This window comes from Streptomyces sp. TLI_105, assembly GCF_900105415.1.
In the GTDB taxonomy this organism is placed as follows: Bacteria; Actinomycetota; Actinomycetes; order Streptomycetales; family Streptomycetaceae; genus Streptomyces.
In genome coordinates this window covers 6,291,913-6,316,670 of sequence record NZ_FNSM01000001.1, presented here as the reverse complement: position 1 = coordinate 6,316,670, position 24,758 = coordinate 6,291,913, and the positions used below count along the sequence as shown (strand labels likewise).

Sequence of the window (24,758 nt, the reverse complement as noted above, 5' to 3'; positions counted from 1 at the left end):
GCTCAGCCGCCGGAGACGCCCACCACGAGCCAGATGAAGGCCACGCCCGCCACCGTGCACAGCACGGTGGAGCGGGCGGGGTGTTCGTGGTGGGCCTCCGGCAGGATCTCGGCCGCGGCGAGGTAGAGCAGGGCGCCGCCGAAGAAGCCGAGATAGCAGCCGAGCAGTTCCTCCGGAAGGGTGAACAGGGTGGCGAGCCCGGCGCCGACGAGGGGGGCGACGGCGTCCGCGACGAGCATGGCGAGGGCTTTGCGGCGGGCGTTCCCGTAGAGGCTCGTGATCGTGTACGTGTTGAAGCCGTCCGCGAAGTCGTGGGTGATGACGGCGAGCGCGACGGTGGCGCCCATGCCGCCGCTGACCTGGAAGGCGGCGCCGAGCGCGATGCCGTCCATCAGGCTGTGGAGGACCATCGCGGCGGCCGCGGTGAGGCCGACCTGCGGAACCCTCTCGTCGGCGCCGACGCCGTGCGCGGCGCGGTTCACGGCGAGGAGGCGTTCGACGACGTGCGCGAAGAGGAAGCCGCCGACGAAGAGCAGCAGGGCCTCCGGGACGCCGAAGACCTTCGTCCCCGCGGCCTCCAGGGCCTCCGGCAGGAGGTCGAGTCCGACGACGCCGAGCATGAGTCCGCCGGCGAGGCCGAGGACGAGGTGGCGGCGGTCGGTGACGCGCCCGGCGACCCAGCCGCCGAAGAGCGTCATGAGGAACGCGCCGAGCGCGACGACTACTGCCATGGGCCTTTGCTATCGGATGGGGTGGCTGGTGCGCACCTCGGCGTCGGGGCCCGGTCGGGGACGACGGCTGACGAGCTGCTGGCGCTGATCGGGGAGGTCCTGCGGGAGGCGGGGCTCCCGGCCGGGTGCGTGCGGTCGCTCGCCACGCTCGACGCCCGGGCCGCCGAGCCGGGGATCGTGGCGGCCGCGGCGGCCCTGGGGGTGCCGGTGCGGGGGTTCTCGGCCCGGGAGCTGGCGGCCGTTCCCGTACCGCATCCTTCGGCGCTGCCGCTGGCCGCGACGGGCACGGCCTCCGTGGCGGAGGCGGCGGCGCTGCTCGCGGCGGGAACGGAGGGCCGGAGGGGGTCCGGCGGGCCTGCGGAGGCGGGTGCGGAGCCGGGAGTCGGGACCGTCGCGGGCGCGGGTGCGGAGACGGACTCGGGCGGGCGTACGGAGACGGGAGGCGGGACCGTCACGGGCACGGGTGCGGAGACGGGCTCGGGCAAGCCTGCGGAGGCGGGCTCGGGCGCGGGCTCGGGCGCGGGCTCGGGCGCGGGTGCGGGCTCGGGTGCGGAGGCCGGTACCGAGACGGCCGCAGGTGCGGAGGCGGGGTCCGGGGTGCCGTTCGTCGGCCGGGGCGGGGCCGTGTTGGTCGTCCCGAAGCGGAAATCCCGCCGCGCGACCTGCGCGATCGCCGCTTTCATCCCGTTTCGTCCGAACGAAGTGACGTCTATCGCACAGTTGTTGCCCTTGACGCACGGGTACATCGCTGGCGAGCCTGGCTCACCCCCCACCATCCCCACCCCCCACACGACGGCGGCCATGGACACGCACACGCACACCGACGCCCACGACCTGCGCCACCACGGTGACGCCGAGGTCCGGGACGAGAAACTCATCGACCTGGCGGTCAACGTCCGGACGAACACCCCGCCGGACTGGCTGCGGAAGCGGATCGCCGACTCGCTGACCGGTCTCGCGGCCTACCCGGACGGCCGGGCCGCGCGGGCCGCGGTCGCCGAGCGGCACGACCTGCCGTCGAAGCGGGTGCTCCTGACGGCCGGCGCGGCGGAGGCGTTCGTGCTGCTCGCACGGGCCCTGCCGGTACGGCGGCCGGTGGTGGTGCACCCCCAGTTCACCGAGCCGGAGGCGGCGCTGCGGGACGCCGGGCACGAGGTGGACCGGGTGCTGCTGCGGGAGGAGGACGGCTTCCGGCTGGATCCGGCGGCGGTTCCGGAGGACGCGGACCTGGTGGTGATCGGGAATCCCACGAACCCGACCTCCGTGCTGCACCCGGCCGCCTCGATCGCCGCGCTCGCCCGTCCGGGGCGGACCCTGGTGGTCGACGAGGCGTTCATGGACGCGGTGCCGGGCGAGCGGGAGTCGCTGGCCGGGCGGACCGACGTGCCGGGGCTCGTGGTGCTGCGGAGCCTCACCAAGACCTGGGGGCTCGCCGGGCTGCGGATCGGGTACGTGCTGGCCGAGCCGGAGACGATCGCGGCCCTGGAGCGGACGCAGCCGCTGTGGCCGGTGTCGACGCCCGCCCTGGTGGCGGCGGAGGCGTGCATGACGCGGGCGGCGCTCGCGGAGGCGGAGCACGCGGCGCACCGGATCGGGGTGGAGCGGGCCCATCTGCTGGCCGGGCTCGCGGAGTTCGACGAGGTGCGGACGGTGGCGGGGGCGGAGGGCCCCTTCGTACTGCTGCGGATCGACGGGGCGGACGCGGTACGGGAGCGGCTGCGGTCGCTGGGGTTCGCGGCCCGCCGGGGCGACACGTTCCCGGGACTCGACCGGAACTGGCTGCGGCTCGCGGTCCGGGACCGGGTGACGACGAACCGTTTCCTGCAGGCACTGGACCAGGCGCTGCTGATCGGCGGCTGATCGCCCGCCCGGGTGTACGCGGAAGGGTCCGGGAAGGGCGGTGTCGTCACCGCCCTCCCCGGACCCTCGCCACCCTCCCGGCGCCCCCCGGCGCTTCCCCCTCGGGCCGTCAGTCGCGGGAGCGGGCGCGCGAGCGGGTCACGGCGAGGGCGCCGCCGCCGGCGACGAGGAGGGCGAGCGCTCCGGCCGCGATGTACGGGGTGGCGGAGCTGCCGCCGGTCTCGGCGAGGTTCTCGGTGGGCGTGGTGCCGCCGTTGTTCGTCTTGATGCCGCCGGCGTCGCTCGGCTTGGCCGAGGGCTGCTGCGTGGGCCGCTCGCTCGGCTCCTGGGTGGGCCGGTCGGTCGGCTTCTCGGTGGGCTTCTGGGTCGGGGCCGTGCCCTTGGGCGTCTCGCAGGTGGCCTCGGCGAGGGTCACCGTGCCGTCGACCGCGGCGACGCCGAGCTTCAGCGGGTCGACCTCCACCTTGAGTTCGAGGGCCGTGGCCGCGGCGGTGCGGGAGGTGGTGGAGGTGCGGGAGAGGTCCAGGGTGACCTGGCCGACGCCCGGCACGGCGACCTGGGTCCGGCCGCCCGCGGACAGGGTGGTCTTCTTGCCGAACACGGTCACGTGACCGAGGACGTCGGACTCGGCGACCGGCTTCTTCCCCACCTCGCACAGCGCCTTGGACGTGACCTTCTCCACCTCTACGAGGGAGAGCAGCGGGATCCCGGGGACGTGCACCCGCGCCTTCACGAGGTTGACGTACCCCTCGGCCTTCTTCTCGTCCACGGTCGCGTCCGCGGTGGCGACGTCGGCCTTGAGGAGGTCGATCGACTTCCCGCCCTCGGCCCCCCGCACCTTCACGGAGAGGGCGGTCTCGTTCTCGCTCGCCGGCGCCTCGACCTCGTTGAGGGAGGTCCGCACCGGCACGTCCACGGTCTTGCCGAGGAGGGAGACGTCGAGGCCGGCCCGCAGCACGACGGCGGTGGAGCGCCCTTCGCCGCCCGTGGCGTGCGCCGCCGGGGCCGCGAGGAGCACGGGTCCGACGGCCAGGGCGGCGACGGTCGCGGCAGCGGCGGAACGACGTCCGGGCAGGCGGAAGGTGTTGCTGTTCAAGATGGTGGAACCCCCACAGGAGACATGGCGTCGCCGGGCCGCTCACCACGGGGACGGTGGGTCGGCGCGGCCTCGGCGACTTGAGACACCGGAATCTTTACGCACGGAGAGTGAAACGATGGTCGCCTGACGTGAGTTCACTCCAAAGGGGGGTTTCCGTGTTCATTTTCGATTTTTTTCGACACAACCGTTCTCGGCCACCCCGCGCGTTTCGTACGGAGTGCCGTGCGTGCGAGAAGTGAGAACGATCCGCAGCTGACCAGGGTCACGGATCGTCAACCCGAGGACCTCCTGTAGATTAATTTAGGCCAGCCTAACCTAAGCGATCGAAGGGCTCCGTGAGCATCGAGGTCTACCGGGACGCCTGGGGCGTCCCCCATCTGCGGGCCGCCGACCCCGGGGAACTCGCCTTCGCCCAGGGGCGGATCACCGCCCGCGACCGCGCCTGGCAGCTGGAGGTGGAGCGGCACCGGGCCCAGGGAACCACCGCCGCCTTCCTCGGCGCCGCCGAGCTCGGCTGGGACGCCTTCGCCCGGCGGGCCCGGCTCGCCGACACCGCCCGCCGCTGCTTCGAGCGGCTCGTGGCGACCGACCCGGCGACGGCCGCGTGGGTGCGCGCGTACGTGGCCGGGGTCAACGACGGCCTCGGCGAAGGGGCGGACCGCGCAACCGAGTTCGCCGAGACCGGCCTCGCGGCCGGCCGGTGGGAGCCGTGGACCCCGCTCGCCGTCTGGCTCTCGACCCACATCCTCTTCGCCGGCTTCCCCACCAAACTGTGGCGGGACGAGGTCGCCCGGCGGCTCGGCGAGGAGTGGACGGAGCTCTTCGCGACCGACGGGCCCGGGACCGCGGGCTCCAACGGCTGGGTCGTGGCGGGCGGACGGACCGCGAGCGGGGCGGCCCTGGTGGCCGGCGACCCGCACCGGTTCATCGAGGCGCCGGGCGTCTACCAGCAGATCCGGCTCGCCTGCCCCGCGTACGACGTGGTGGGCCTCGCCGTGCCCGGCGTCCCCGGCCTCGCCCACTTCGGCCACGCCGGGCCGGTGGCCTGGGCGATCACCAACGCGATGGCGGACTGCCAGGACCTGTACCGGGAGCGGCTGCGACGGCTTCCCGACGGCACCGTGGAGGCCCTCGGCCCCGACGGCTGGGCCCCGGCAGCCGCGCACACGGAGACGGTCGAGGTCGCGGACGCGGAGCCGGTGGGGATCGAGGTGATCGAGACGGACCGGGGGCCGGTGATCATCGGCGAGCCCCGGGACGGCTCCGCCGGGTGGGAGGGCCTCAGCCTGCGACACCCGCCGCGGGTCACCGGGGAGCTCGGCTTCGGGGTGCTGCCCGCGCTGCTGCGCGCCCGGACCGTGGCCGACGTGGACGCGGCCCTCGACGCCTGGGTCGAGCCGGTGAACGTCGTCCAGGCCGCCGACAGCCGGGGCGGCCTCCTGCACCGGGTCGCCGGCCACGTGCCCGTACGGGACCGGGCCAACTCCCTGCGCGTCGTGCCCGCCTGGGACCTGGCGCACGCCTGGGCCGAAGCTCCGGCCTCCCTGCCCCGCGCCGAGGTCCACGGCCACGCCGTGATGGCCAACGCCCGGGGCCTGGCCGCGCCGCTGGGCGTCGAGTTCGCGCCACCGCACCGGGCGGCCCGGATCGACGAACTGCTGCGCGCCTCGGCGGCCTGGACCCCGGAGGCGACGGCCGCGATCCACCGGGACACCGACAACCCCTCGGCGACCCGCCTCCTGGAGGCGGTCCGACGCGCGGGCGAGGACCCGGAGACCGGCGGCGAAGACGGCCGGCCCGCCCCCCTCTCCCCCGCCGGTTCCGACGTCCGGCGGCGGCTGCTGGGCTGGGACCGGCGGATGGACGCCGAGAGCGTCGACGCCGGACTCTACGCGGCCGTGCGCGGGGCCGTCGTGCGCCGGCTCGCCGGGCACGAGGCCTTCGCGGCGCTGCGCGAACCCGCCCCGTACCCCGAGCTCTTCCGGCCCTGGCTGGCGCTCGGGCCGCGCGTCGCCTTCGCCCTGGAGACGCTGCTCGTGGCCGGGCCCGTGCCCGCCGGGGACGTCGACCGGATCGTGCGCGAGGCGCTCGACGAGGTCGGCGCCGGGGAGCCGCCCGCCGCCTGGGGCGTGACGCACCGGCTCGCGCCCTGGCAGGCGCTGCCCGACCCGGACGACGACCGGTGGCCGGGACTCGGCGGGGACCACGACTGCGTGCTGTCCACGTCCAGCGTGCCCGGCTGGACCGACCGCAGCGCCCGCGCCTCCGCCGCGCGGTGCGTCTGGGACCTGGCCGACCGGGAGCGGAGCCGCTGGATCGTGCCCTTCGGCGCGTCCGGCGTCCCCGGCGACCCGCACCACCGCGACCAACTCCCCCTGTGGCTGCGGGGCGAGCTCGCCCCCGTCACCACCGACTGGCAGAAGCTCACGAAGGAGCAGGGATGACCACCGCCGTACACGTCCAGACCGTCGAGGGCTTCGGGACCGTCACGGTCCGCCCCGTCGACCCCGACGCCGACGCCCCGCTCCTGCACGGCTGGGTCAACGAGGAGCGGGCCCGTTTCTGGGGCATGGTCGGGACCACCGTCGAGCAGGTCCGGGAGATCTACGCGCACCTCGACTCGCTGACCACGCACCACGGTTACCTGGTCAGCCGGGACGGGGAGCCGGTCGCCCTGTTCCAGACGTACGACCCTGCGGCGGACCGGGTGGGCGGGTGCTACGAGGTGCGGCCGGGCGACATCGGCGTGCACCTGTTCGTCGCGCCGGGGCTCGCCCCCGAGGCCGGCTTCACGGGCCGACTGCTCACCGCGCTCGTCGCCTTCTCGCTGACGGACCACACCCGGATCGTGATCGAGCCCGACGCCGCCAACGAGAAGGCGATCGCCCGCATGCTGCGGGCCGGTTTCGAGCTGGGCCCGGAGGTCGTGCTCCCCGAGGTGGACCTGCCGGAGGTCTTCATCCCGGAGAAGCGGGCCCGGTTGGCGTTCCTGAGCCGCTGACCGGGGCCCGGTGCGGGCTCCGGCCGGGCGGGGCTCAGCCCACGACCCGGCCGTTGACGACGACCCAGCGCGGCGCCGCGAGGACGCGGACGTCCGCGCGCGGGTCCTCGCCGTAGACGACGAGGTCGGCCGGGGCGCCCTCCTCCAGGGCGGGGCGGCCCAGCCAGGCCCTGGCCCCCCAGGCGGTGGCCGAGAGCGCGTCGATCGGCGGGATGCCGGCCCGGGTCAGCTCCTCGACCTCCTCGGCGACCAGGCCGTGGGCGAGGGAGCCGCCCGCGTCGGTGCCGACGAAGACGGGCACGCCCGCGTCGAAGGCGGCCCGCACGGTGTCGTAACGCCGCTCGTGGAGGCGGCGCATGTGCGCCGACCAGCGGGGGAACTTCTCCTGGCCGCCGTCGGCGAGGTGCGGGAAGGTCGCGATGTTGACGAGGGTCGGGACGATGGCCACGCCCCGCTCGGCGAAGAGCGGGATGGTGTCCTCGGTGAGGCCCGTGGCGTGCTCGATGCAGTCGATGCCCGCCTCGACGAGGTCGCGGAGCGAGTCCTCGGCGAAGCAGTGCGCGGTGACCCGGGCGCCGAGCCGGTGCGCCTCCGCGATGGCCGCCTCGACCTCGGCGCGCGGCCAGCAGGCGGTGAGGTCGCCCACCTCACGGTCGATCCAGTCGCCGACGAGCTTGACCCAGCCGTCGCCGCGACGGGCCTCCCGGCCGACGTACGCGACGAGGTCGGCGGGCTCGATCTCGTGGGCGTAGTTACGGATGTAGCGGCGGGTGCGGGCGATGTGCCGACCCGCCCGGATGACCTTCGGGAGGTCCTCTCGCTCGTCGATCCAGCGGGTGTCGGAGGGCGAGCCCGCGTCCCGGATGAGCAGGGTGCCGGCGTCCCGGTCGGTGAGGGCCTGCTTCTCGCTGGTGGCCTCGTCGACGGGGCCGTGCCGGTCGAGGCCGACGTGGCAGTGGGCGTCGACGAGTCCGGGGAGCACCCAGCCCTCGACGGTGACGGCCTCGGCGGCGGGCCGGTCGAAGGTGATCCGCCCGTCGACGCACCACAGTTCGTCGCGGACGTCCTCCGGGCCGACGAGCACCCGCCCCTTCACGTGCAGCACCTCGTGATCGCTCATACCCGCACTCTACGAGCCGCCGGGCGGGAGCCGTCGGGCCGGCCGGTCGGCTACGGGCGCCAGTCGGCCTGCTGGTCGTGGGACGGGGTCTTGGTGAGCTGCTTCAGGGCGGTGCCGTCGGCGCGGACCAGCCAGAGGTGCTCGGGGTCCGCGTCGTCGGTGCCGCCCCGGGTGAAGACGAGACGGCTGCCGTCCGGCGACCAGGAGGGGTACTTGTCGTTGGCGCGGGCCGAGGTGATGCGGACCAGGCCGCTGCCGTCGGGGCGGACGACGTAGAGGTGGGCGAAGCCGGTGGCGTCGACCCGGCTGAAGACGATCCGGCCGGTGCGCGACCAGTCGGGCGTCCAGTCGTGGGAGGCGGCCAAGGTGACCGGCGTCTGGGCGTGGGTGGAGAGCCTGAGCCGGAACAGCCGGCTGTTCCCGGCCGCGTCCGCGCGGTTGAACGCCAGGTACGCGCCGTCCGGGGACCAGGTCGGGTGGAGGTCGTCGGCGGCGTCGAAGGTGAGGCGGGTGGAGGGGCTGCCGTCGACGTCGGCCACGTAGATCTCGCGCTGGGAGCCGACCGGCTTGGTGAAGGCGAGCCGTGTGCCGTCCGGGGACCAGGCCGGTTCGGAGGCGCCCTTGGTGCCGGGCACGAAGGCCGGGGCGCCGCCGGTGGACTTCATGGTCCAGATGCCGTCGACGGCGCCGCCGGATCCGTAGCGGACGAAGGCCACCCGCTTGCCGTCCGGGGACCAGCTGGGCATGACGTCGCTGACCGTCGGGGTGTTGGTGACCTTGACGGCCGTACCGGCGCTCGGGGAGACCGCGTAGAGGTCCTCGGTCGAGGCCGTCGCCGTGTAGCGGGAGAAGACGATGGGGCGGTCGATCACCGCGTGCTCCAGTGGCGGGATCGTCGGCCGCGTCACCGGCACCGTCGCCATCGCCGTCACCGGCGTCACGGCCGACGGTCCCGTCGCGCCCGCGGCCGCCGCCCCGCCGAGCGCCAGCGGCGCCGCCACGGCCAGCGCCGCTGCCGCCACCACGGCCCGTCGGCCCCGCGTCCCGCCGGTCCCGCCGACCTGGCCGCGTCTGTCGTGTCCGCCGGTGCCGTGCGTCATGGTGCCCACCCCGTTCTCCCTCTCGGCGGCCCGCCGAGTGCGGCCGCTCCGGCCCGCAACATCCCACCGGCCGGGCTCCGGGGGAAGCGTCCGTACGCGGTGGTGCGAACCCTGTGACACGTTCCGAACACCGCCGTGACGGTGCCTCGTCCCCGGCGGGGCGCTCCGGGGGAGCACGGACCACTTACGCTGGCACGAGCCCGATCCCGATGTATGCCACACGCATGCGACACCGAAGAAGGAACCTCCGTGACCGTGACACATCCGCTGCTGGACCTGGCTCCGATGACCGCCGCGCACTTCGCGTCGATCGAGCGCCGGGTGGCCGCCCTGCTCTCCACGGAACAGGACGTGGTGATCACCCAGGGCGAGGCGCTGCTGCCCCTGGAGGGGTGCATCCGCAGCGGCGCGCGGGCCGGTTCGACCGCGCTGAACGTCGTCACCGGTCCGTACGGCCAGACCTTCGGGAACTGGCTGCGGGACTGCGGGGCGAGCGTGGTCGACCTGGAGGTGCCCTTCCACGCGGCGGTGACGGCGGAGCAGGTGGAGCGGGCGCTCGCCGAGCACCCGGAGATCGACTTCGTGTCGCTGGTGCACGCCGAGGCGGCGACCGGGAACACCAACCCGGTGGCGGAGATCGGTGAGGTCGTGCGGGCGCACGGCGCACTGTTCTACCTGGACGCCGTGGCGTCGATCGGCGCCGAGCCGGTGCTGCCGGACGCCTGGGGCGTGGACATGTGCATCATCGGCGCGCAGAAGGCGATGGGCGGCCCCGCGGGCGTGTCGGCGGTGTCGGTGAGCGCGCGGGCCTGGGAGCGGTTCGCCGCCAACCCGGCCGCGCCGCGCCGCTCGTACCTCTCCCTCCTGGACTGGAAGGATCGCTGGATCGACGGCGGCCGGAAGGCTCTCCTGCACGCTCCGGCGCAGCTGGAGATGCTGGCCCTGGAGGCCTGTCTGGAGCGGATCGAGGCGGAGGGCCTGGACGTGCTGATGGCCCGGCACGCCTCGGCGGCGGCCGCGACCCGTGCGGGCGCGCTGGCCCTGGGCGGAGGTCTGGAGCCGTACGTGTACGAGGCGAAGGACGCGGCGCCGGTGGCGACGACGCTGCGCACGCCCGCGGGTGTCGACGCCTCGGAGCTGGTGGCGAAGGCCCTCGCGGCCGATCCGTCGCTGCCGCTGATCGCGGGCGGCGGGGCGCTGGCCAAGGAGATGGTCCGGGTCAACCACTACGGGGTGGACGCGACTCCGGGGGCCGTGCAGTCCTCGCTCGCCGCCCTGGGCGCGGCGCTCGGCGAGTCGGGCCGCGCGGTGGACCTGGAGGGCGCGCGCCGGGCGGTCACGGAGGCCTGGTAGCCGTGCGTACGGGGAAGGGGCGGGGATCGGACCCCCGCCCCTTTCGCGTACCCGGGGTTCAGAGCGCGGGGTAGTCGATGTAGCCCTCGGGACCGCCGGCGTACATGGTGGCGGGGTCGGGGGCGGCGTAGGGGCCGTCGGTCTTCAGGCGGGCGGGCAGGTCGGGGTTGGCGATGAAGAGCCTGCCGTACGCGACGAGGTCGGCGGTGCCGTCCTCGATCAGGGCCAGCGACTCGGCGCCGGTCGGGTCGGCACCGGTGGCCGGGTTGAGGATGAAGGTGCCGGCGAACCGCTTGCGCAGGTCGAGGACGAGCGGGCGGCGCTCGGGGCCGGTCTCCAGGACGTGGAGGTAGGCGATGCCGACGGGCTCGATCGCGGTGACGAGCCGGGTGTAGAGCTCCTCGGTGTCGGTCTCGCTGATGTCGTTGAGGGTGTTGGCCGGGGAGATGCGCAGGCCGGTGCGCTCGGGGCCGATCTCGGCGGCGACGGCCTTCACGACCTCGACGGCGAAGCGGATGCGGTTCTCGACCGGGCCGCCCCACTCGTCGGTGCGGTGGTTGGAGCCGGAGGCGAGGAACTGCTGGATCAGATAGCCGTTGGCGCCGTGGATCTCGACGCCGTCGAAGCCGGCCTCGACGGCGTTGCGGGCGGCGGAGGCGAAGCCGGCGATCGCCTCGCGCACCTGGTCGCCGGTGAGCTCGCGCGGGGTGACGAAGTCCTTGGGGCCCTCGTGGGTGTAGACCTGGCCGGCGGCGGCGACGGGCGAGGGGCCGACGGGGTGGAGGTCGCCGTCGAGGAGGTCGGGGTGACCGATCCGGCCGGAGTGCATGAGCTGGGCGAAGATCCGGCCGCCGCGCTCGTGGACGGCGGTGGTGACCTCGCGCCAGGCGGCGATCTGCTCGCGGCTGTGGAGTCCGGGGGTGTTGGGGTAGCCCTGGCCCTCGGGGACGGGCTGCACGCCCTCGCTGATGATCAGTCCCGCGGAGGCGCGCTGGGCGTAGTACTCGGCGACGATCGCGGTCGGGGTGCCGTCCTCGCCGTTGGCCCGGCTGCGGGTCATCGGGGCCATCGCGATGCGGTTGGCGAGGCGGGTGCCGGCAAGGTCGATCGGGTCGAATGCAGTGGTCACGGCTGTCCCTCACAAGAATATGTGGTCGGCCAACTAATCGGGCCGCTGCCACTGTAACCCATTTACTTGGCCAGCCAATGGAATCTGTCGCCCGAAGGTAATCTTGGGAAGGAGAGCCGCCCCGAGGAGCCCGCATGTCAGGAACCGACCCCGTCTGTACCGTCCCGTCCACCGAGCCCCCGGCGCCCGCCGGGTGCGGCGGGACCGTCAGCCACGCCCTGGCCTGGGTCGCGCGGCTCCACCGGATCGCCATGGGCCGGCGGCTGCGGGACCTCGGCCTCTACCCGGGCCAGGAGCTGATGATGATGCGCCTGTGGGACTGCGGGGCGGTCCGCCAGTCGGAGCTCATCCAGTCGCTCGGCCTCGACCCCTCCACGGTGACCAAGATGCTCCAGCGCATGGAGCAGTGCGGATACGTCCGCCGCAGCCCGGACCCCGCCGACCGGCGCGCGGTCCTGGTCGAGGCGACGGAGGAGGGCCTGGCCCTGCGCGCCGGGGTCGAGGGCGCGTGGGCGGACCTGGAGGAGAGCACGCTCGCCGGACTCGCCCCGGCCGACCGGGCGGAGCTCGCCCGCCTGCTCGGCCTGGTGGGCGGGAACCTGACCGAGGAGGCGGGCGAGGAGGCCGCCGGACCGGTCTGCTGAGGCCGGGCGAGGAGGCCGCCGGACCGGTCTGCTGAGGCCGGGTGCGCCGGGCCGGGCACGGCCGGCCGAGACTTGCCCCGCGGGGACCGGGACGGTCTGCCGGTCCCGGGGGCGGCACGGTCCACCGGCCCGGGGCACGGCCTGCCGGTCCGGGGCGCGGCCTGCCGGCCTGGGGCACGGCACGGCCTGCCGGTCCGGCGCGTGGTCCACCGGCCCGGGGCGCGGTCCACCGGTCTGTGGCGCGGCGCCCGCCCCCCGCCGCCGGTCGGGTGTCGTTCGCCGGGGGTCAGCCCGCCAGGACGTCCAGGGCGCGGTCCACGTCCGCCGCCGTGTTGTACAGGTGGAACGACGCCCGCAGGTTGCCCGCGCGGGCCGAGAGCAGGACGCCCGCGTCGTGCAGGGCGTCCGCCCGGTCCCCGAGGCCGGGGACGGCGACGACCGTCGAGTCGTCCATGACCGGCGCGTGCCCGAGGTCGAGGAGCCCGGCGCGGAAGCGGGCGGCGAGCCCCTTGTCGTGGGCCTCGATCCGCTCGATGCCGATCTCCTCCAGGAGGGCGAGCGAACGGGCCGCCCCGTGGTACGAGAGGAAGGCGGCCGGCTCGTCGAAACGGCGGGCGGAGCGGGCCAGTTCACGGACCGGTCCGTAGCTGTTGACCCACAGCTCCTCGCCCGTGACCCAGCTCGCGTGGATCGCGAGCAGGGAGTCCTGCGCCTCCTCCGTGACGGTCAGGAAGGACGCGCCGCGCGGGCAGAGCAGGTACTTGTAGCCGCCGACGACCGTGTAGTCCCACTCCCCCGCGTTCAGCGGCAGCCAGCCCGCCGACTGGGTGGCGTCGAGGAGGGTGCGGGCGCCGTGGGCGGCCGCCGCCTCCCGGATCGCCGTGAAGTCGGCCGTGCGACCGTCCGCCGACTGCACGGCGGAGAAGGCGACGAGCGCCGTCCCGGGCCGGACGGACTCGGCGAGCCGGTCCAGGGGCACGAAGCGGGTCTTGAGGTCGCCGCGGATCGTGAAGGGGGTGATGACGGAGGAGAAGTCGCCCTCGGGGAAGAGGACCTCGGACCCGGCCGGCAGCGACTGGGCGATCATCCCGCAGTGGACCGCGACCGAGCTGCCGACGGCGACGCGCTCGTGGGAGACGCCGGCGATCCGGCCGAAGGCGGCGCGGGCCTCGTCGACGATGTCGAAGCTGCCTGCGCCGCCCGCACGGCCGTCGGCGGTCTCCTCGGCGAGGAGGGTGACGGCCTCGACGGTCCGGCGGGGCAGCAGTCCGCAGGCGGAGGTGTTCAGATAGGTCTTCTTGGGCGCGAACTCGGCGCCGCCGAGCGGCTGGTCAAGGGATTCCATGTCCCCACCCTGGATCCCCCACGATCACCCGTCAATGGCGATTCGATCGTGGGGAGACCCCAAGCCGCTCTTATCTCCGCAGGTCAGATGTGGTGCGGGTCAGACGCGCTGCAAGCCGGACCCTGTGCGGCCCGAGCGGTCAGGCCTGCGGGACCTCGCAGGCGCCGTCCGGGCCGCAGACCTCCGCGTCGGCGCCGACCGGCTGGAGGACGCGGCCCTGCCAGGCCTGCTCCAGGGCCTGGGTGAAGACCTCGGCGGGCTGGCCGCCGGAGACGCCGTAGCGGCGGTCGAGGACGAAGAACGGCACGCCGGTGGCGCCGAGTTCGGCGGCCTCCCGCTCGTCCTCCCGTACGGCCTCGGCGTAGGCCGACTCGTCGGCGAGGACGGCCCGGACCTCGGCCTCGTCGAGACCGGCCTCCACGCCCAGCGTCACCAGGGTCTCGGCGTCGAAGACGGAGCGCTCCTCGGCGAAGTTGGCGCGGTAGGCCAGGTCCAGGAGCTCGCTCTGGCGGCCGCGCTCCTTGGCGAGGTGCAGCAGCCGGTGGATGTCGAAGGTGTTGCCGTGGTCGCGGCCGTCGGTGAGGTAGGCGAGGCCCTCGGAGTGCGCGTTCGACGCGACGTGCGCCTCCATGGCGCGGGCCTCATCGAGGGTGCGGCCGTACTTCTTCGCCAGCATCTCCAGGACGGGGCCGGTGTCGCCCTTGGGGCGGTTCGGGTCGAGCTCGAAGGAGCGGTGCACGACCTCGACGTCGTCGCGGTGGGCGAAGGCCGCGAGCCCCTTCTCGAAGCGGGCCTTGCCGATGTAGCACCAGGGGCAGGCGATGTCGCTCCAGATCTCGACGCGCATGTGACTTCTCTCCGGGGGTGGGGTGTTCTGTGACGGTTTTCCGTACGGCCCAACGCCCCGCCCGGCCTCCTTCATTCCGCCGCGGCCCCCGGTGTGAGGTGCGGCACCATGCGGTTGAAGGAGGCCCGGTAGGCGCTCGGGGTGAGGCCGGTGCGGCGCTGGACGTGCTGCCGCAGGGAGTCCGCGGTGCCGAGGCCGCAGGAACGGGCCACCTGGTCCATGGGGAGGGACGTGGTCTCCAGGAGCTCCTTCGCCCGCTCGACGCGCTGGTGGAGGAGCCACTGGAGCGGGCTGACGCCGGTCTCCGCGCGGAAGCGGCGCGACAGGGTGCGGACGGAGACCCCGGCGTGCCGGGCGAGGTCGGTGAGGCCGAGGGGTTCGTCGAGGTGTGCCATCGCCCACGCGCGCGTGTCGGCGAAGGAGACCCCGCGCTCGGGCGGCAGCGGGGTCTGGGTGAACTGGGTCTGGCCGCCGGGCCTGACGGGCGCGACGAGGGCGAGCCGGGCGACCGCGTTGGCGACGGCGGCGCCGTGGTCGGTGCGGATGACGTGCAGGCAGAGGTCGATGCCCGCCGCGTATCCGGAGGAGGTGAGCACGGGGCCGTCCTGGACGAAGAGGACGTCGTCCTGGAGGTCGACGGCCGGGTGCCGGGCCGCGAGCAGCGGCCGGTACGCCCAGTACGTCGTCGCCGCCCGGCCGTCGAGCAGTCCGGCCTCGGCGAGCGCGAAGGCGCCGGTGCAGATGGAGGCGATCCGCTTGCCGGCGTCGGCGGTCGCGCGCAGGACGTCGAGGACGCGCGGGTCGGGGTCCGTGTACGCGCCGCTGCCCGCGAGGATCACGGTGTCGGCCCCCTCGACCGCGTCGAGCCCGCGCGGGACGACGAGGTCGAGGCCGCCGGTGGTGGTGACGGGCCCTGGGTCGGGGGCGCAGATGACCGTCTCGTATCCCGGGCCGCCGTCGATCTCGACCTTCCCGAAGAGCATCTCCGGAATGGCCAGGTTGAACATCGAGACGGGCGGGGCGGCGATCACGGCGACGCGCTGCACGCTCCGGACGCGGGACTCGACGGTCATGGCCAGAACCTCCGGTCATATGTCATTCGAGCCACTACTGTACGGGCCCGCAGGTGACGAAGCTGGGCGCATGTCCTCAACAGTGCTCACCACCAAGCCGGTTGTCCGTCCCGGCGCCCCCTCCCCCGGGCCCGCGCTCGCCGCGGCCATGCTCGGCTTCGCCCTCATCACCCTCGACACCTCCGTCGTCAACGTCGCCCTGCCCGCGATCGGCGCCGACCTGCGGGCCGGGATGTCCGGTCTGCAGTGGGTGGTCGACTCGTACACGCTGGCCTTCGCCGCGCTGCTGCTCTCCAGCGGGGCCCTTGCCGACCGGGTCGGGGCGAGCCGGGCGTACGGGGCGGGCGTCGTCGTCTTCACGCTCGCCTCGGCCGCCTGCGGTCTGGCCCCCGGCCTCCCGGGGCTGCTTGCCGCCCGCGCGGTGCAGGGCGCGGCGGCGGCCGTGATGCTGCCTGCCTCCCTGGCGCTCGTACGGGAGGCGTACGGCGATCCCGGGCGGCGGGCTCGGGCGGTGTCGCTGTGGGCGGCGGGTGGCACGGTCGCGGTGGCCCTCGGCCCCGTCGCGGGCGGGGCGCTGACCACGGCCTGGAGCTGGCGCGGCATCTTCTTCATCAACCTGCCCCTCGGGCTCCTCGCGCTCGCCCTGCTGACCCGGGTGGCCCGCTCGGCGCGCAGGCCGGCCCCGCTGGACGTGCCGGGGCAGCTCACGGCGATGACGGCGCTCGGGGCGCTGACCTTCGCGGCCATCGAGGGCGGCACGGAGGCCTGGTGGGCGCTGGGGGTCGCGGTGGCCGCCTTCGTCGCGTTCCTGCTGATCGAGGCGCGGCGGCGGCATCCGATGGTGCCGCTCGGGCTGTTCCGGAACACGACGGTGGCCGTGGCGGTGACGGCGGGCGCGGCGAACAGCGTGGCCTTCTACGGCATGGTCTTCGTGTTCAGCCTGTTCTTCCAGCAGGTGCTCGGGCTCTCGGCGCTGGGCGCGGGGCTGATGTTCCTGCCGATGACGGGGCTGCTCGCCGGGGTCAACATCCTGTCGGCGAGGGTGGCGGCGCGGTACGGGGCGCGGCTGCCGATCGTCCTGGGCCAGGCGGTCGGGGTGGCCGGGCTCCTCGGCCTGCTCACCGTGGACGCGGACTCCTCGCGGGTGGCACAGGCCCTGCTCCTGGTGCCGCTGGCGCTCGGGGCCGGCTTCTCCCTGCCGCCGCTGATCGCGGCGATGATGGAGGCCGTCCCGGCGGAGCGGGCGGGCACGGCGGCGGGTCTCCTGAACGCGATCCGGCAGACGGCGGGCGCCCTCGCGATCGCCGTCTTCGGCTCCCTCGCGGCCCAGGGCTTCGACACGGCGCTCCCGACCGCTCTGCTGATCAGCGCGGGCCTGCTGACCCTGACGGCCCTGGCCTCGCTGCGGCTTCCGCGCCGCGGGACGCGCTAGCGAAGCACTGCTAGGCGCCCTTGCGGTACCGGCCGGGGGCCACCCCGTACTCGCGCTTGAAGGCCTTGGCGAAGGCGAACTCCGAGGAGTAGCCGGAGCGCTCGGCGACCGCGCGGAGGGGGAGGTCGTCGGAGCGCAGGAGGCGGCCCGCCGTGGTCATGCGCCACCAGGTGAGGTACGCGAGGGGCGGGCGTCCGACGAGGGTGGTGAAGCGGCGGGCGAAGGCGGCGCGGGAGAGGCCGCCGAGCGCGCCCAGCTCCTCGACGGTCCACGCCCTGGCGGGGTCGCCGTGGAGGGCGCGCAGGGCGCCCGCGACGGCCGGGTCGCTCAGCGCGGCCGACCAGCCGGTGGAGCGGTCGGCGCGCTCGGCGAGCCACCAGGTGCGGAGCAGGTACAGGAGCAGGGTGTCGAGGAGGGCGGGGACGATGGCGTCGGACCCCGGCTGGGGCTCGGTGAGTTCGGCGCCGAGCAGCTCGACGGCGGCGCGCAGCCGCGGGTGGGCGCCGACCCGGGCGGGGAGGTGGACGAACGGCGGCAGTTCGGTGAGCAGGGGGTGGGCGCGGGCCCGGCTGAGCCGGTACGCGCCGCAGAGCAACACGATCTCCTCGGCGCCGGCGGCCCCCCGGTCGGGCCGGGTGGGCCAGGAACCGTCGGGGGCGGGCAGGACGTCGACGAGCGGGGTGTCGGGGTGGTCGGCGAGGCCGTGGCCGGTGCCGTGGGCGAAGAGGACGACGTCGCCGGGGCCGAGCCGGACCGGGGCGGCGGCGTCCGGGGGCAGCATCCAGGCGGTGCCCTGGAGCACGACGTGGAATCCGGCGCTGTCGCTCGACGGGTAGCGGACGCCCCAGGGGGCGAGACGAACGGTGCGGGAGGAGTGCGGGAGCCCGGTGCGCATGGCGGCGATGGCATCGCTCAGTACGTCCATGACCTGAACGGTAGCGCCCGAGACGATCGGACATGACGGGGAGTCGAGGAGACATGGATCGTCTTCCTCACGGCTCCTAACGTCGAGGGCATGACGACAACAGGCATGACGACGAGGGCAGTTCTGTTCCACGAGCTCGGCGGTCCCGAGGTGTTGAGCGTGGAGGAGGTGCCGCTACCGGATCCCGGTCCCGGGGAGGTGCTCGTCCGGGTGGAGGCGATCGGACTGAACCGGGCCGAGGCGCTGTTCCGCGCCGGCACGTACTACTACCCGGCGACTCTGCCGGGTTCGCGGCTCGGCTACGAGGCGGCGGGCGTGGTCGAGGCGGTCGGCGCGGGGGTCACGGCGTACGCCCCGGGCGACCCGGTGATGGCGGCGGCCAACTTCGAGTTCGGGACGTACGGCGTGCACGCGGAGCGGGTGGTGCTGCCGGAGGAGTACGTGGTGGCCCGACCCGAGGGGGTGGACGCGGTGACGGCGGCGGCCGTGTGGCTGACCTACTTCACCGCGTACGGCGGGATGGTGCTGACCGGCGGGCTGGGTCCCGGCGACCACGTGGTGATCACGGGCGCGTCGAGCGGGGTGGGGACGGCCGCTATCCAGACGGCGCTGCGCGTCGGCGCGGTGCCCGTCGCCACCACGCGCGGCGAGGGGAAGCGGAAGCGGCTCCTGGAGCTGGGGGCCGCGCACGTGATCGCCACGGACACCGAGGACCTGGTCGGGGAGGTGCGGCGGATCACCGGCGGGGCGGGCGCGGACCTGGCCTTCGACGCGATCGGCGGGCCCGGCTTCGCCCGGCTCGGCGACGCGCTGCGGACCGGTGGCACCGCCGTGCTGTACGGCTGGCTGGACCCGCGGCCCGTCGAGCTGTCGCGGAACTGGCCGCTGACCACGCACACGTACGCGAACGGGGCGCTCGCCAGGACGGCTGAGGGGCGCCGGCGGGCCGCCGGGTTCATCGGCTCGGGGCTGCGGGACGGCTCCCTGGCGCCGGTGATCGCCGAGACCTTCGACGGTCTGGAGCGGATCGCCGACGCCCACCGGCTGATGGAGTCGAACACGCACCTCGGGAAGATCGTGGTGCGCGTGGAGCACTGACCGTCAGCGCCTCGGCACTCCCAGCGGGTTGCCGTCGCGGAGCTCCGGCGGCAGGAGGTGGTCGGGGGTCGACTGGTAGGCGACCGGGCGCAGCCAGCGCTCGATCGCGGTCGCGCCGACGGAGGTGGAGGTGGAGGTGGTGGCGGGGTAGGGGCCGCCGTGGTGCTGGGCGGGTGCGACGGCGACGCCGGTGGGCCAGCCGTTGACGAGGACGCGGCCGGCCAGGGGGGTGAGCTCGGCGAGCAGCGGGGCGGCCGCCGCGTCGTCCTCGGCGATGTGCAGGGTGGCGGTGAGGTTGCCGGGCAGCAGGCCGAGGACGGCGGTCACTTCCTCCCGGGTGGAGTAGCGGGCGACGACGGTGACCGGTCCGAAGCACTCCTCCAGGAGGAGGTGGTGGCCGCCGTCGGCGAGCGCGGCGGCGTCGACGGCGAGGACTCCGGCGCTGACGGTGTGGGCGCCGCCCGCGCCGGGGGTGACCGGGGTGTGGACGCCGGCGAGGGAGGCGCGCTCGGCGACGCCGGCGACGAAGGCGTCCCGCATGCGGCGGTCGAGCATGACGGCCGGTTCGGTCTCGCTGACGGCGGCGGTGAGGGCGTCGAGGAAGCGGTCGCCGTCCTCTCCCCGGGGGGCGAGGACGAATCCGGGCTTGGTGCAGAACTGGCCGGCGCCCAGGGTCATGGAGCCGGCGAGCCCGGCGCCGATCTCCTCGGCGCGCTCGGCCGCGGCGGCCTCGGTGATCACGACCGGGTTGAGGGAGCCGAGTTCGCCGTGGAAGGGGATGGGGACGGGCCGGGTGACGGCCGCGTCGAAGAGGGCCCGGCCGCCGCGGATCGAGCCGGTGAAGCCGGCGGCCGCGACGAGCGGGTGCCGGACGAGCTCCACGCCCGCCTCGAAGCCGTGGACGAGGACGACGACGTCCTCGGGGAGTCCGGCCTTGGCGGCGGCCCGGCGCAGCAGGGAGGCGCAGAGCTCGGAGGTGGCGGGGTGGTCGGGGTGGGCCTTGATCACCACGGGGCAGCCGGCCGCGAGGGCGCTCGCGGTGTCGCCGCCGGGGACGGAGAAGGCGAGCGGGAAGTTGCTGGCGGCGTAGACGGCGACGACGCCGAGCGGGATCTTCCAGCGGCGCATGTCGGGGCGGGGCGGGGTGGCCTCGGGGTCGGGCGGGTCGATCCGGACGTCGAGGAACCAGCCGTCCTCGACGACGTCCGCGAAGGCGCGCAACTGGGCGGTGGTGCGGGCGAGTTCGCCGGTGAGGCGGACGGGTCCGAGGGCGGTCTCGGCGTCGGCCGCCTCGACGACGTGCTCACCGGAGCCGTCGAGGAGGTCGGCGGCGGTACGGAGGAAGGCGGCCCGCACGGTGCGGTCGGCGAGGGCCTCGCGGGTGGCGTGCGCGGCTCTGACGGCGCGGTCGACCTCCTCGGCTGTGGCCTCCACCGCAACCTGCTCGCGCGGCTTCCCCGTCCGGGGGTCCACACTCCACACTGGTTCTGCCGCCACCGCCACGCCCCTGTTCGCTATTCTGAACACAGTTCCCGTAGATGAACACATCTGGGCGGGACTCTATTGACGGCCCGGCCGTCTCCACAAGGGGCCCCGTTCGGCCGGGGCGGCCGGGGGCGGCCGGACAACGGAAAAGGGGCGAGGGCCATGGCGACTGCCGACGCGGGTGGGGCACAGGTGAAGTCCGCGGTGCGGACCGTGGAGCTGCTCGAGTACTTCGCGGGACGCCCCGGGATGCACTCGCTCGCCGCCGTCCAGGAGGCCGTCGGCTACCCCAAGTCCAGCCTGTACATGCTGCTGCGCACCCTGGTCGAGCTGGGCTGGGTGGAGACGGACGCGACGGGCACGCGGTACGGGATCGGGGTGCGGGCGCTGCTCGTCGGCACCTCCTACATCGACGGCGACGAGGTGGTGGCCGCCTCCCGGCCCACCCTCGACCGGCTCTCCGACGACACCACCGAGACCATCCACCTGGCGCGGCTCGACGGCACCAACGTCGTCTATCTGGCGACCCGTCAGTCCCAGCACTACCTGCGGCCGTTCACCCGGGTCGGCCGCCGGCTGCCCGCGCACTCGACCTCGCTGGGCAAGGCGCTGCTCGCCACCCACAGCGACGAGCAGGTGCGCAAGCTGCTCCCGGAGACCCTGCCGGCGCTGACCGAGCACACGATCACCGACCGCGAGAAGCTCATCGAGGAGCTGCACGTCATCCGCGAGCAGGGCTACGCGGTGGACCGCGAGGAGAACACCCTGGGGCTGCGCTGCTTCGGCGTCGCGATCCCCTACCGGACCCCGGCGCGGGACGCGATCAGCTGCTCGGTGCCGGTGGCGCGGCTCACCCCGGCCCATGAGCAGATGATCAAGGACGCCCTGCTCGACGCGCGGGACCGGCTGACACTGGCGACCCGCCGCCTCTGATCCCCCTGGTCACCCGCGGTCGGCGAGGGCCTGCTGCCACACCGGGCTCTCGACGTAGTGGTTGTCGTACTGCTCCGAGGAGGCCTTGATCTCCTCGAAGCTCGCCTCTCCCCGCATGACGCGGCCCAGGAGGCGCAGGTAGTCGAAGCGGGCCATGCCGGGCGTGAAGACGAAGAGGACGTCGGCCTCGGCGCCGGGTGCCGCCGCGAAGGCGTGCGGGGTGCCCGGCGGGACGAGGAGGAAGTCGCCCTGCTCCAGGACGGACAGCTCCTCGCCGACCAGGACCTGGAGCGAGCCGCCGAGCACGAAGAACATCTCCGAGGCCTTGGTGTGGAAGTGCGCCGGGGCGCCGACCGCGCCCTTCGCGAACGAGGAACGGTAGCTGGTGAGCAGGCCGCCCGTGGTGTCGGAGTCGGCGAGGAGGGTCATCACGCTGCTCGGGTCGGCGGTGGTCTCGGCGGTGGCGGCGCGGGTGAGGAGCGGGGCGAAGGTCTCGATCTCGTTCATGATCACCACCTTAGGGGGCCATTGACCCGCCACACAGGGTCAATCGGGCATCGGAAACATGGGCCAATTCGGCTGCGCGTGACGGCCGGGAGGAGGGCGCCTCCCCCGTGCGGCGGAGGCGGTTCACCACTCGGCAGGAGGCGGGCGCCGGGGCCCGCGCGGGAGCGTGGAGCCATGACAGAGACCGCGCCTCCCACCGCCCCCGCAGCCACGGCCCCCGCGCCCGCCGCCGGCCACCGTCCGAGCGCCGCCCGCCGGGCGCTGCGCGCCCTCGCGATCCTCGCCTGCCTCCCGTACATCTCGCTCAAGGTCGCCTGGGTGGCGGGGAGCGAGGTCGGCATCCCGGCCGGGAGCGTGCTCCTGGAGCACCGGCAGATGATGGCGATCGCCAACTCGGTCTCGGTGGTGGCCGACATCCTGGTCGTGGCCCTCGCCCTGCTCCTCACCCAGCCCTGGGGCCGGCGGTTCCCCGCCTGGCTGCTCGCCCTCCCCATGTGGGCGGCGACCGGACTGCTCGCCCCGATCATGACCGGCTACCCGGCGCAGCTCGCGGTCGCCCTCGTGACCGGCGACGAGAAGGCCGCCGCGCCCAGCGAACCCTTCCTGGACGAGTGGGTCTTCGGCGTCGTCTACGGCGGGTTCATCCTCCAGGGCCTCGCCCTCGGCACCCTCTTCGCCCTGTACGCCCGGGACCGCTGGGGCCACGTGTGGCGGGGCCGGCTCGGCGGGCTGTCCGCCCGCACGTCCGGGCCCGGGGCGCGGGCCCTCGCCACTGCCGGTGCGGTGGTCGCGCTCGTGCCCGCCACACTCCATCTGCTGTGGGCGACCGGCTCGACCACGGGCCTGTCCGCCCGCCGGATCGCCGAACGCGACTCCGACTTCTACGTCCTGGAGGCCGAGCGGCTCGGCTTCCTCGTCGTGGCCGTCGCCCTCACCCTCCTCCTGGTGTCGCGCCGGCCCGCCCGGCTCCGGGTCCGCACCACGCTCGCCCTGGCCTGGACGGCCTCGGGCGCCGCGGGCTGCTGGGGTGCCTACCTGTCGCTCGTCGCGCTGCTGCCGGACCCGGATCCGACCAAGCAGGTCCCCTCGCTCGTACAACTGTCCTACGCTGGCGACATGATCACCGGGTTCCTGCTCGCCGCGTGCGTGGCGCTGTTCCTGCGTCGGCGGAGCGCCGGGGCGTGAGACCGGTGGCGGCCCTGTTCGGGCAGCGGGCCAGGCTGCGCTGGCTCCATCTGATCCTGGGCGGCGCGCTGTTCATGCCGTTCTGGATGGTCGGCACCCTCGTCATGGGGCCCCTGCTCGACGGCGGCGGCATGTTCACCGGCGGTCTCGGGGTGCAGTTCGGGGCGTACGCGGTGGGGCTGCCGCTCGCCGCGGTCGTCGCGCTCTTCCCGCTCGCCCGGCCGATGTCGGTGGCGGCGGCACGGGCACTGTGCGGGGTTCCGGCGGACCGGTTCGCGGACGGCCCGGCGCGCGGCCGGCGGGCCAGGGCCCGGACGGCTGCGTGGTTCACCCTGCACCTGGGCGCCGGGGCGCTCGTCAGCGGGGCGACGCTGGCCCTGCCGCCGTTCGCGGTCGCGGTCCTCGCGCTGCCGTTCTCGCCGGGGCTCCGGGACTCCGAACTCGGCCGGTTCTGGGACCTGGACGCGACCTGGCTGATCTGGGGCGCGGCCCCGGCCGGACTGCTCATGCTGCTCGCGCTCGCCGCCGTCGCCGCCGCGACCGGGGCCCTACTCGCCCGGCAGGCGCCCCGGCTGCTCGGACCGAGCCCGGCGGACCGGCTCGCGGCGGCGGAGCGGCGCGCCGCCGAGGCGGAGGCCCGCAACCGGCTCGCCCGCGAGCTGCACGACTCGGTCGGCCACGCCCTGAGCGCGGTCACCCTCCAGGCGGGCGCGGCCCGCCGGGTCCTGGACGGCGACCGGGCCGACCTGGAGTTCGTGCGGGAGGCGCTGACCGCGATCGAGGAGACCACCCGGCGCACGGTCGGCGAACTGGACAGGGCCCTCGGCCTGCTGCGCCGGGGCGAGGGCGCCGAGGAGGGCGTGGGCCCGGGACTCGACGCCCTGGAGGCCCTGGTGCGGGGCGCGGGGCCGCGGGTGGCGCTGACGGTGGACGGGGCCCTGGGCTCCGTACCGGAGGCGCTGTCGCGGGAGGCGTACCGGATCGTCCAGGAAGGGCTGACGAACGCGGCCCGGCACGCGGGCGGCGCGCCCGTCGCCGTGCGGCTCGACGCCCGCACCGAGGAGTTGGAGATCACGATGGAGAACCCCCTGCCCGACCGTCCCCCGGTCACCCGGCCCGACGGCGGGCGCGGCCTGCGCGGGATCGCCGAGCGGGCCCGGCTGCTCGACGGCACCGCCGAGGCGGGCCCGGTGGACGGGATGTGGCGCCTCGCGGTCAGGATCCCCCGGTGAGCGCCCCGGAGATCAGGATCGTCCTCGCCGACGACGAGCGGATGGTCCGGACGGCGCTGCGGGTCATCCTGGACGCGGAGCCCGGCCTTCGGGTCGTCGGCGAGGCGTCCACGGGCGCCGAGGCGGTGTCGGTGGTGCGGGCGGAGCGGCCTGACGTCGTCCTCATGGACGTGCGGATGCCGGAGATCGACGGGATCCGGGCCACCGAGCAGATCCTCGCCGGGATGGCGGAGCCGCCGCGGATCGTGGTGGTGACGACCTTCGAGAACGACTCCTACGTGTACGACGCGCTGCGCGTGGGCGCGGCGGGCTTCCTGCTGAAGCGGGCGGCGGCGGAGGAGCTGGTGGGGGCGGTCCGGCTGGTCGCGCGCAGCGACTCGCTGCTCTACCCGGCGGCGGTCCGCGGACTGGCCGCCGAGCACGCCCGCCGCAGCCCGCCGGTGGCGCCGCCGTGGGTGGCGCGGCTCACCGAACGGGAGGCGGAGGTGCTGCGCCTGGTCGCGACGGGCCTCACGAACGCGGAGATCGCCGACCGGATGGGCGTCGGCCCGGCGACGGTGAAGACGCACGTGGCGGCGGTCCTGTCGAAGCTCGGCGCCCGGGACCGCACCCAGGCGGTGATCCTGGCGTACGAGTCGGGGTTCGTCCGGACGGGGTGA

Annotated in this window: 22 protein-coding genes; 11 read left to right on the top strand and 11 right to left on the bottom strand. The window is 74.8% G+C overall.

Going from position 1 to position 24,758, the window contains the following annotated elements:
• Positions 1 to 2 precede the first annotated feature (2 nt).
• A complete protein-coding gene (locus BLW86_RS28825; protein ID WP_093876737.1) occupies positions 3 to 731 on the bottom strand; it encodes a ZIP family metal transporter in 729 nt (242 codons plus the stop codon).
• 21 nt (positions 732 to 752) lie between these two features.
• On the opposite strand from BLW86_RS28825, the gene cobC reads away from it, so the two are divergent.
• Complete coding sequence (gene cobC / locus BLW86_RS28820) at positions 753 to 2,591, top strand: Rv2231c family histidinol phosphate aminotransferase CobC (protein ID WP_093876736.1); 1,839 nt, start codon at positions 753 to 755, stop codon at positions 2,589 to 2,591.
• 109 nt (positions 2,592 to 2,700) lie between these two features.
• On the opposite strand, the gene BLW86_RS28815 is transcribed toward cobC, so the two are convergent.
• On the bottom strand, positions 2,701 to 3,687 hold the full coding sequence (locus tag BLW86_RS28815) for an SCO1860 family LAETG-anchored protein (RefSeq protein ID WP_093876735.1): 987 nt from the start codon (positions 3,685 to 3,687) through the stop codon (positions 2,701 to 2,703).
• Positions 3,688 to 4,025: 338 nt separating this feature from the next.
• Here BLW86_RS28815 and BLW86_RS28810 point away from each other — a divergent pair, with 338 nt between their 5' ends.
• On the top strand, positions 4,026 to 6,134 hold the full coding sequence (locus tag BLW86_RS28810) for a penicillin acylase family protein (RefSeq protein ID WP_093876734.1): 2,109 nt from the start codon (positions 4,026 to 4,028) through the stop codon (positions 6,132 to 6,134).
• A complete protein-coding gene (locus BLW86_RS28805) occupies positions 6,131 to 6,691 on the top strand; it encodes a GNAT family N-acetyltransferase (protein ID WP_093876733.1) in 561 nt (186 codons plus the stop codon). Before BLW86_RS28810 ends, BLW86_RS28805 begins: the two co-directional genes overlap by 4 nt.
• Positions 6,692 to 6,725: 34 nt before the next feature.
• On the opposite strand, the gene BLW86_RS28800 is transcribed toward BLW86_RS28805, so the two are convergent.
• Together BLW86_RS28800 and BLW86_RS28795 are read right to left on the bottom strand one after the other, a co-directional pair.
• Positions 6,726 to 7,811 carry an amidohydrolase family protein gene (locus tag BLW86_RS28800; protein ID WP_093876732.1) on the bottom strand — a complete coding sequence of 362 codons (1,086 nt, stop codon included), beginning with the start codon at positions 7,809 to 7,811 and terminating at the stop codon, positions 6,726 to 6,728.
• A 50-nt stretch (positions 7,812 to 7,861) separates the two neighbouring features.
• Complete coding sequence (locus tag BLW86_RS28795) at positions 7,862 to 8,920, bottom strand: PD40 domain-containing protein (RefSeq protein ID WP_093876731.1); 1,059 nt, start codon at positions 8,918 to 8,920, stop codon at positions 7,862 to 7,864.
• 246 nt (positions 8,921 to 9,166) lie between these two features.
• Here BLW86_RS28795 and BLW86_RS28790 point away from each other — a divergent pair, with 246 nt between their 5' ends.
• Positions 9,167 to 10,264, top strand: coding sequence for a pyridoxal-phosphate-dependent aminotransferase family protein (locus tag BLW86_RS28790; protein WP_093878934.1), 1,098 nt, complete (start codon positions 9,167 to 9,169; stop codon positions 10,262 to 10,264).
• A 58-nt stretch (positions 10,265 to 10,322) separates the two neighbouring features.
• Here the strand turns inward: BLW86_RS28790 and BLW86_RS28785 are convergent, their stop codons facing one another.
• Positions 10,323 to 11,393: an alkene reductase gene (locus tag BLW86_RS28785; RefSeq protein ID WP_093876730.1), complete on the bottom strand. Its 1,071-nt coding sequence runs from the start codon at positions 11,391 to 11,393 to the stop codon at positions 10,323 to 10,325.
• Between the two features lie 134 nt (positions 11,394 to 11,527).
• On the opposite strand from BLW86_RS28785, the gene BLW86_RS28780 reads away from it, so the two are divergent.
• Complete coding sequence (locus BLW86_RS28780) at positions 11,528 to 12,037, top strand: MarR family winged helix-turn-helix transcriptional regulator (protein WP_093876729.1); 510 nt, start codon at positions 11,528 to 11,530, stop codon at positions 12,035 to 12,037.
• A 286-nt stretch (positions 12,038 to 12,323) separates the two neighbouring features.
• Here BLW86_RS28780 and BLW86_RS28775 read toward each other — a convergent pair whose 3' ends face one another.
• From BLW86_RS28775 to BLW86_RS28765, 3 genes are all read right to left on the bottom strand, one after another.
• Positions 12,324 to 13,382 (bottom strand): aminotransferase class V-fold PLP-dependent enzyme, encoded by a 1,059-nt coding sequence (locus BLW86_RS28775; protein WP_093876728.1) that lies wholly within the window; start codon positions 13,380 to 13,382, stop codon positions 12,324 to 12,326.
• A 139-nt stretch (positions 13,383 to 13,521) separates the two neighbouring features.
• Entirely contained in the window at positions 13,522 to 14,229 is a 708-nt protein-coding gene (locus BLW86_RS28770; RefSeq protein ID WP_093876727.1) for a DsbA family oxidoreductase, read from the bottom strand.
• Between the two features lie 71 nt (positions 14,230 to 14,300).
• A complete protein-coding gene (locus BLW86_RS28765) occupies positions 14,301 to 15,302 on the bottom strand; it encodes a GlxA family transcriptional regulator (protein ID WP_093876726.1) in 1,002 nt (333 codons plus the stop codon).
• A gap of 70 nt (positions 15,303 to 15,372) precedes the next feature.
• Between BLW86_RS28765 and BLW86_RS28760 the strand changes: the two genes are divergently transcribed.
• Complete coding sequence (locus tag BLW86_RS28760) at positions 15,373 to 16,734, top strand: MFS transporter (protein WP_093876725.1); 1,362 nt, start codon at positions 15,373 to 15,375, stop codon at positions 16,732 to 16,734.
• Positions 16,735 to 16,744: 10 nt separating this feature from the next.
• Here BLW86_RS28760 and BLW86_RS28755 read toward each other — a convergent pair whose 3' ends face one another.
• Positions 16,745 to 17,659, bottom strand: coding sequence for an AraC family transcriptional regulator (locus tag BLW86_RS28755; RefSeq protein ID WP_093876724.1), 915 nt, complete (start codon positions 17,657 to 17,659; stop codon positions 16,745 to 16,747).
• Between the two features lie 90 nt (positions 17,660 to 17,749).
• On the opposite strand from BLW86_RS28755, the gene BLW86_RS28750 reads away from it, so the two are divergent.
• Positions 17,750 to 18,757: a zinc-dependent alcohol dehydrogenase family protein gene (locus BLW86_RS28750; RefSeq protein ID WP_093876723.1), complete on the top strand. Its 1,008-nt coding sequence runs from the start codon at positions 17,750 to 17,752 to the stop codon at positions 18,755 to 18,757.
• Positions 18,758 to 18,760: 3 nt separating this feature from the next.
• Here BLW86_RS28750 and BLW86_RS28745 read toward each other — a convergent pair whose 3' ends face one another.
• Entirely contained in the window at positions 18,761 to 20,254 is a 1,494-nt protein-coding gene (locus BLW86_RS28745; RefSeq protein WP_177181783.1) for an aldehyde dehydrogenase (NADP(+)), read from the bottom strand.
• Between the two features lie 150 nt (positions 20,255 to 20,404).
• Between BLW86_RS28745 and BLW86_RS28740 the strand changes: the two genes are divergently transcribed.
• Positions 20,405 to 21,175 carry an IclR family transcriptional regulator gene (locus BLW86_RS28740; protein ID WP_093876721.1) on the top strand — a complete coding sequence of 257 codons (771 nt, stop codon included), beginning with the start codon at positions 20,405 to 20,407 and terminating at the stop codon, positions 21,173 to 21,175.
• Positions 21,176 to 21,184: 9 nt separating this feature from the next.
• Here the strand turns inward: BLW86_RS28740 and BLW86_RS28735 are convergent, their stop codons facing one another.
• Positions 21,185 to 21,682 (bottom strand): cupin domain-containing protein, encoded by a 498-nt coding sequence (locus BLW86_RS28735; protein WP_093878933.1) that lies wholly within the window; start codon positions 21,680 to 21,682, stop codon positions 21,185 to 21,187.
• Between the two features lie 174 nt (positions 21,683 to 21,856).
• Between BLW86_RS28735 and BLW86_RS28730 the strand changes: the two genes are divergently transcribed.
• The 3 genes from BLW86_RS28730 to BLW86_RS28720 are packed head-to-tail and all read left to right on the top strand — an operon-like array spanning position 21,857 to position 24,758.
• Positions 21,857 to 22,867, top strand: coding sequence for a hypothetical protein (locus BLW86_RS28730; RefSeq protein WP_093876720.1), 1,011 nt, complete (start codon positions 21,857 to 21,859; stop codon positions 22,865 to 22,867).
• Positions 22,864 to 24,099 carry a sensor histidine kinase gene (locus tag BLW86_RS28725; protein WP_093876719.1) on the top strand — a complete coding sequence of 412 codons (1,236 nt, stop codon included), beginning with the start codon at positions 22,864 to 22,866 and terminating at the stop codon, positions 24,097 to 24,099. The genes BLW86_RS28730 and BLW86_RS28725 overlap by 4 nt, the downstream gene beginning before the upstream one ends.
• Entirely contained in the window at positions 24,096 to 24,758 is a 663-nt protein-coding gene (locus BLW86_RS28720) for a response regulator transcription factor (RefSeq protein WP_093876718.1), read from the top strand. Before BLW86_RS28725 ends, BLW86_RS28720 begins: the two co-directional genes overlap by 4 nt.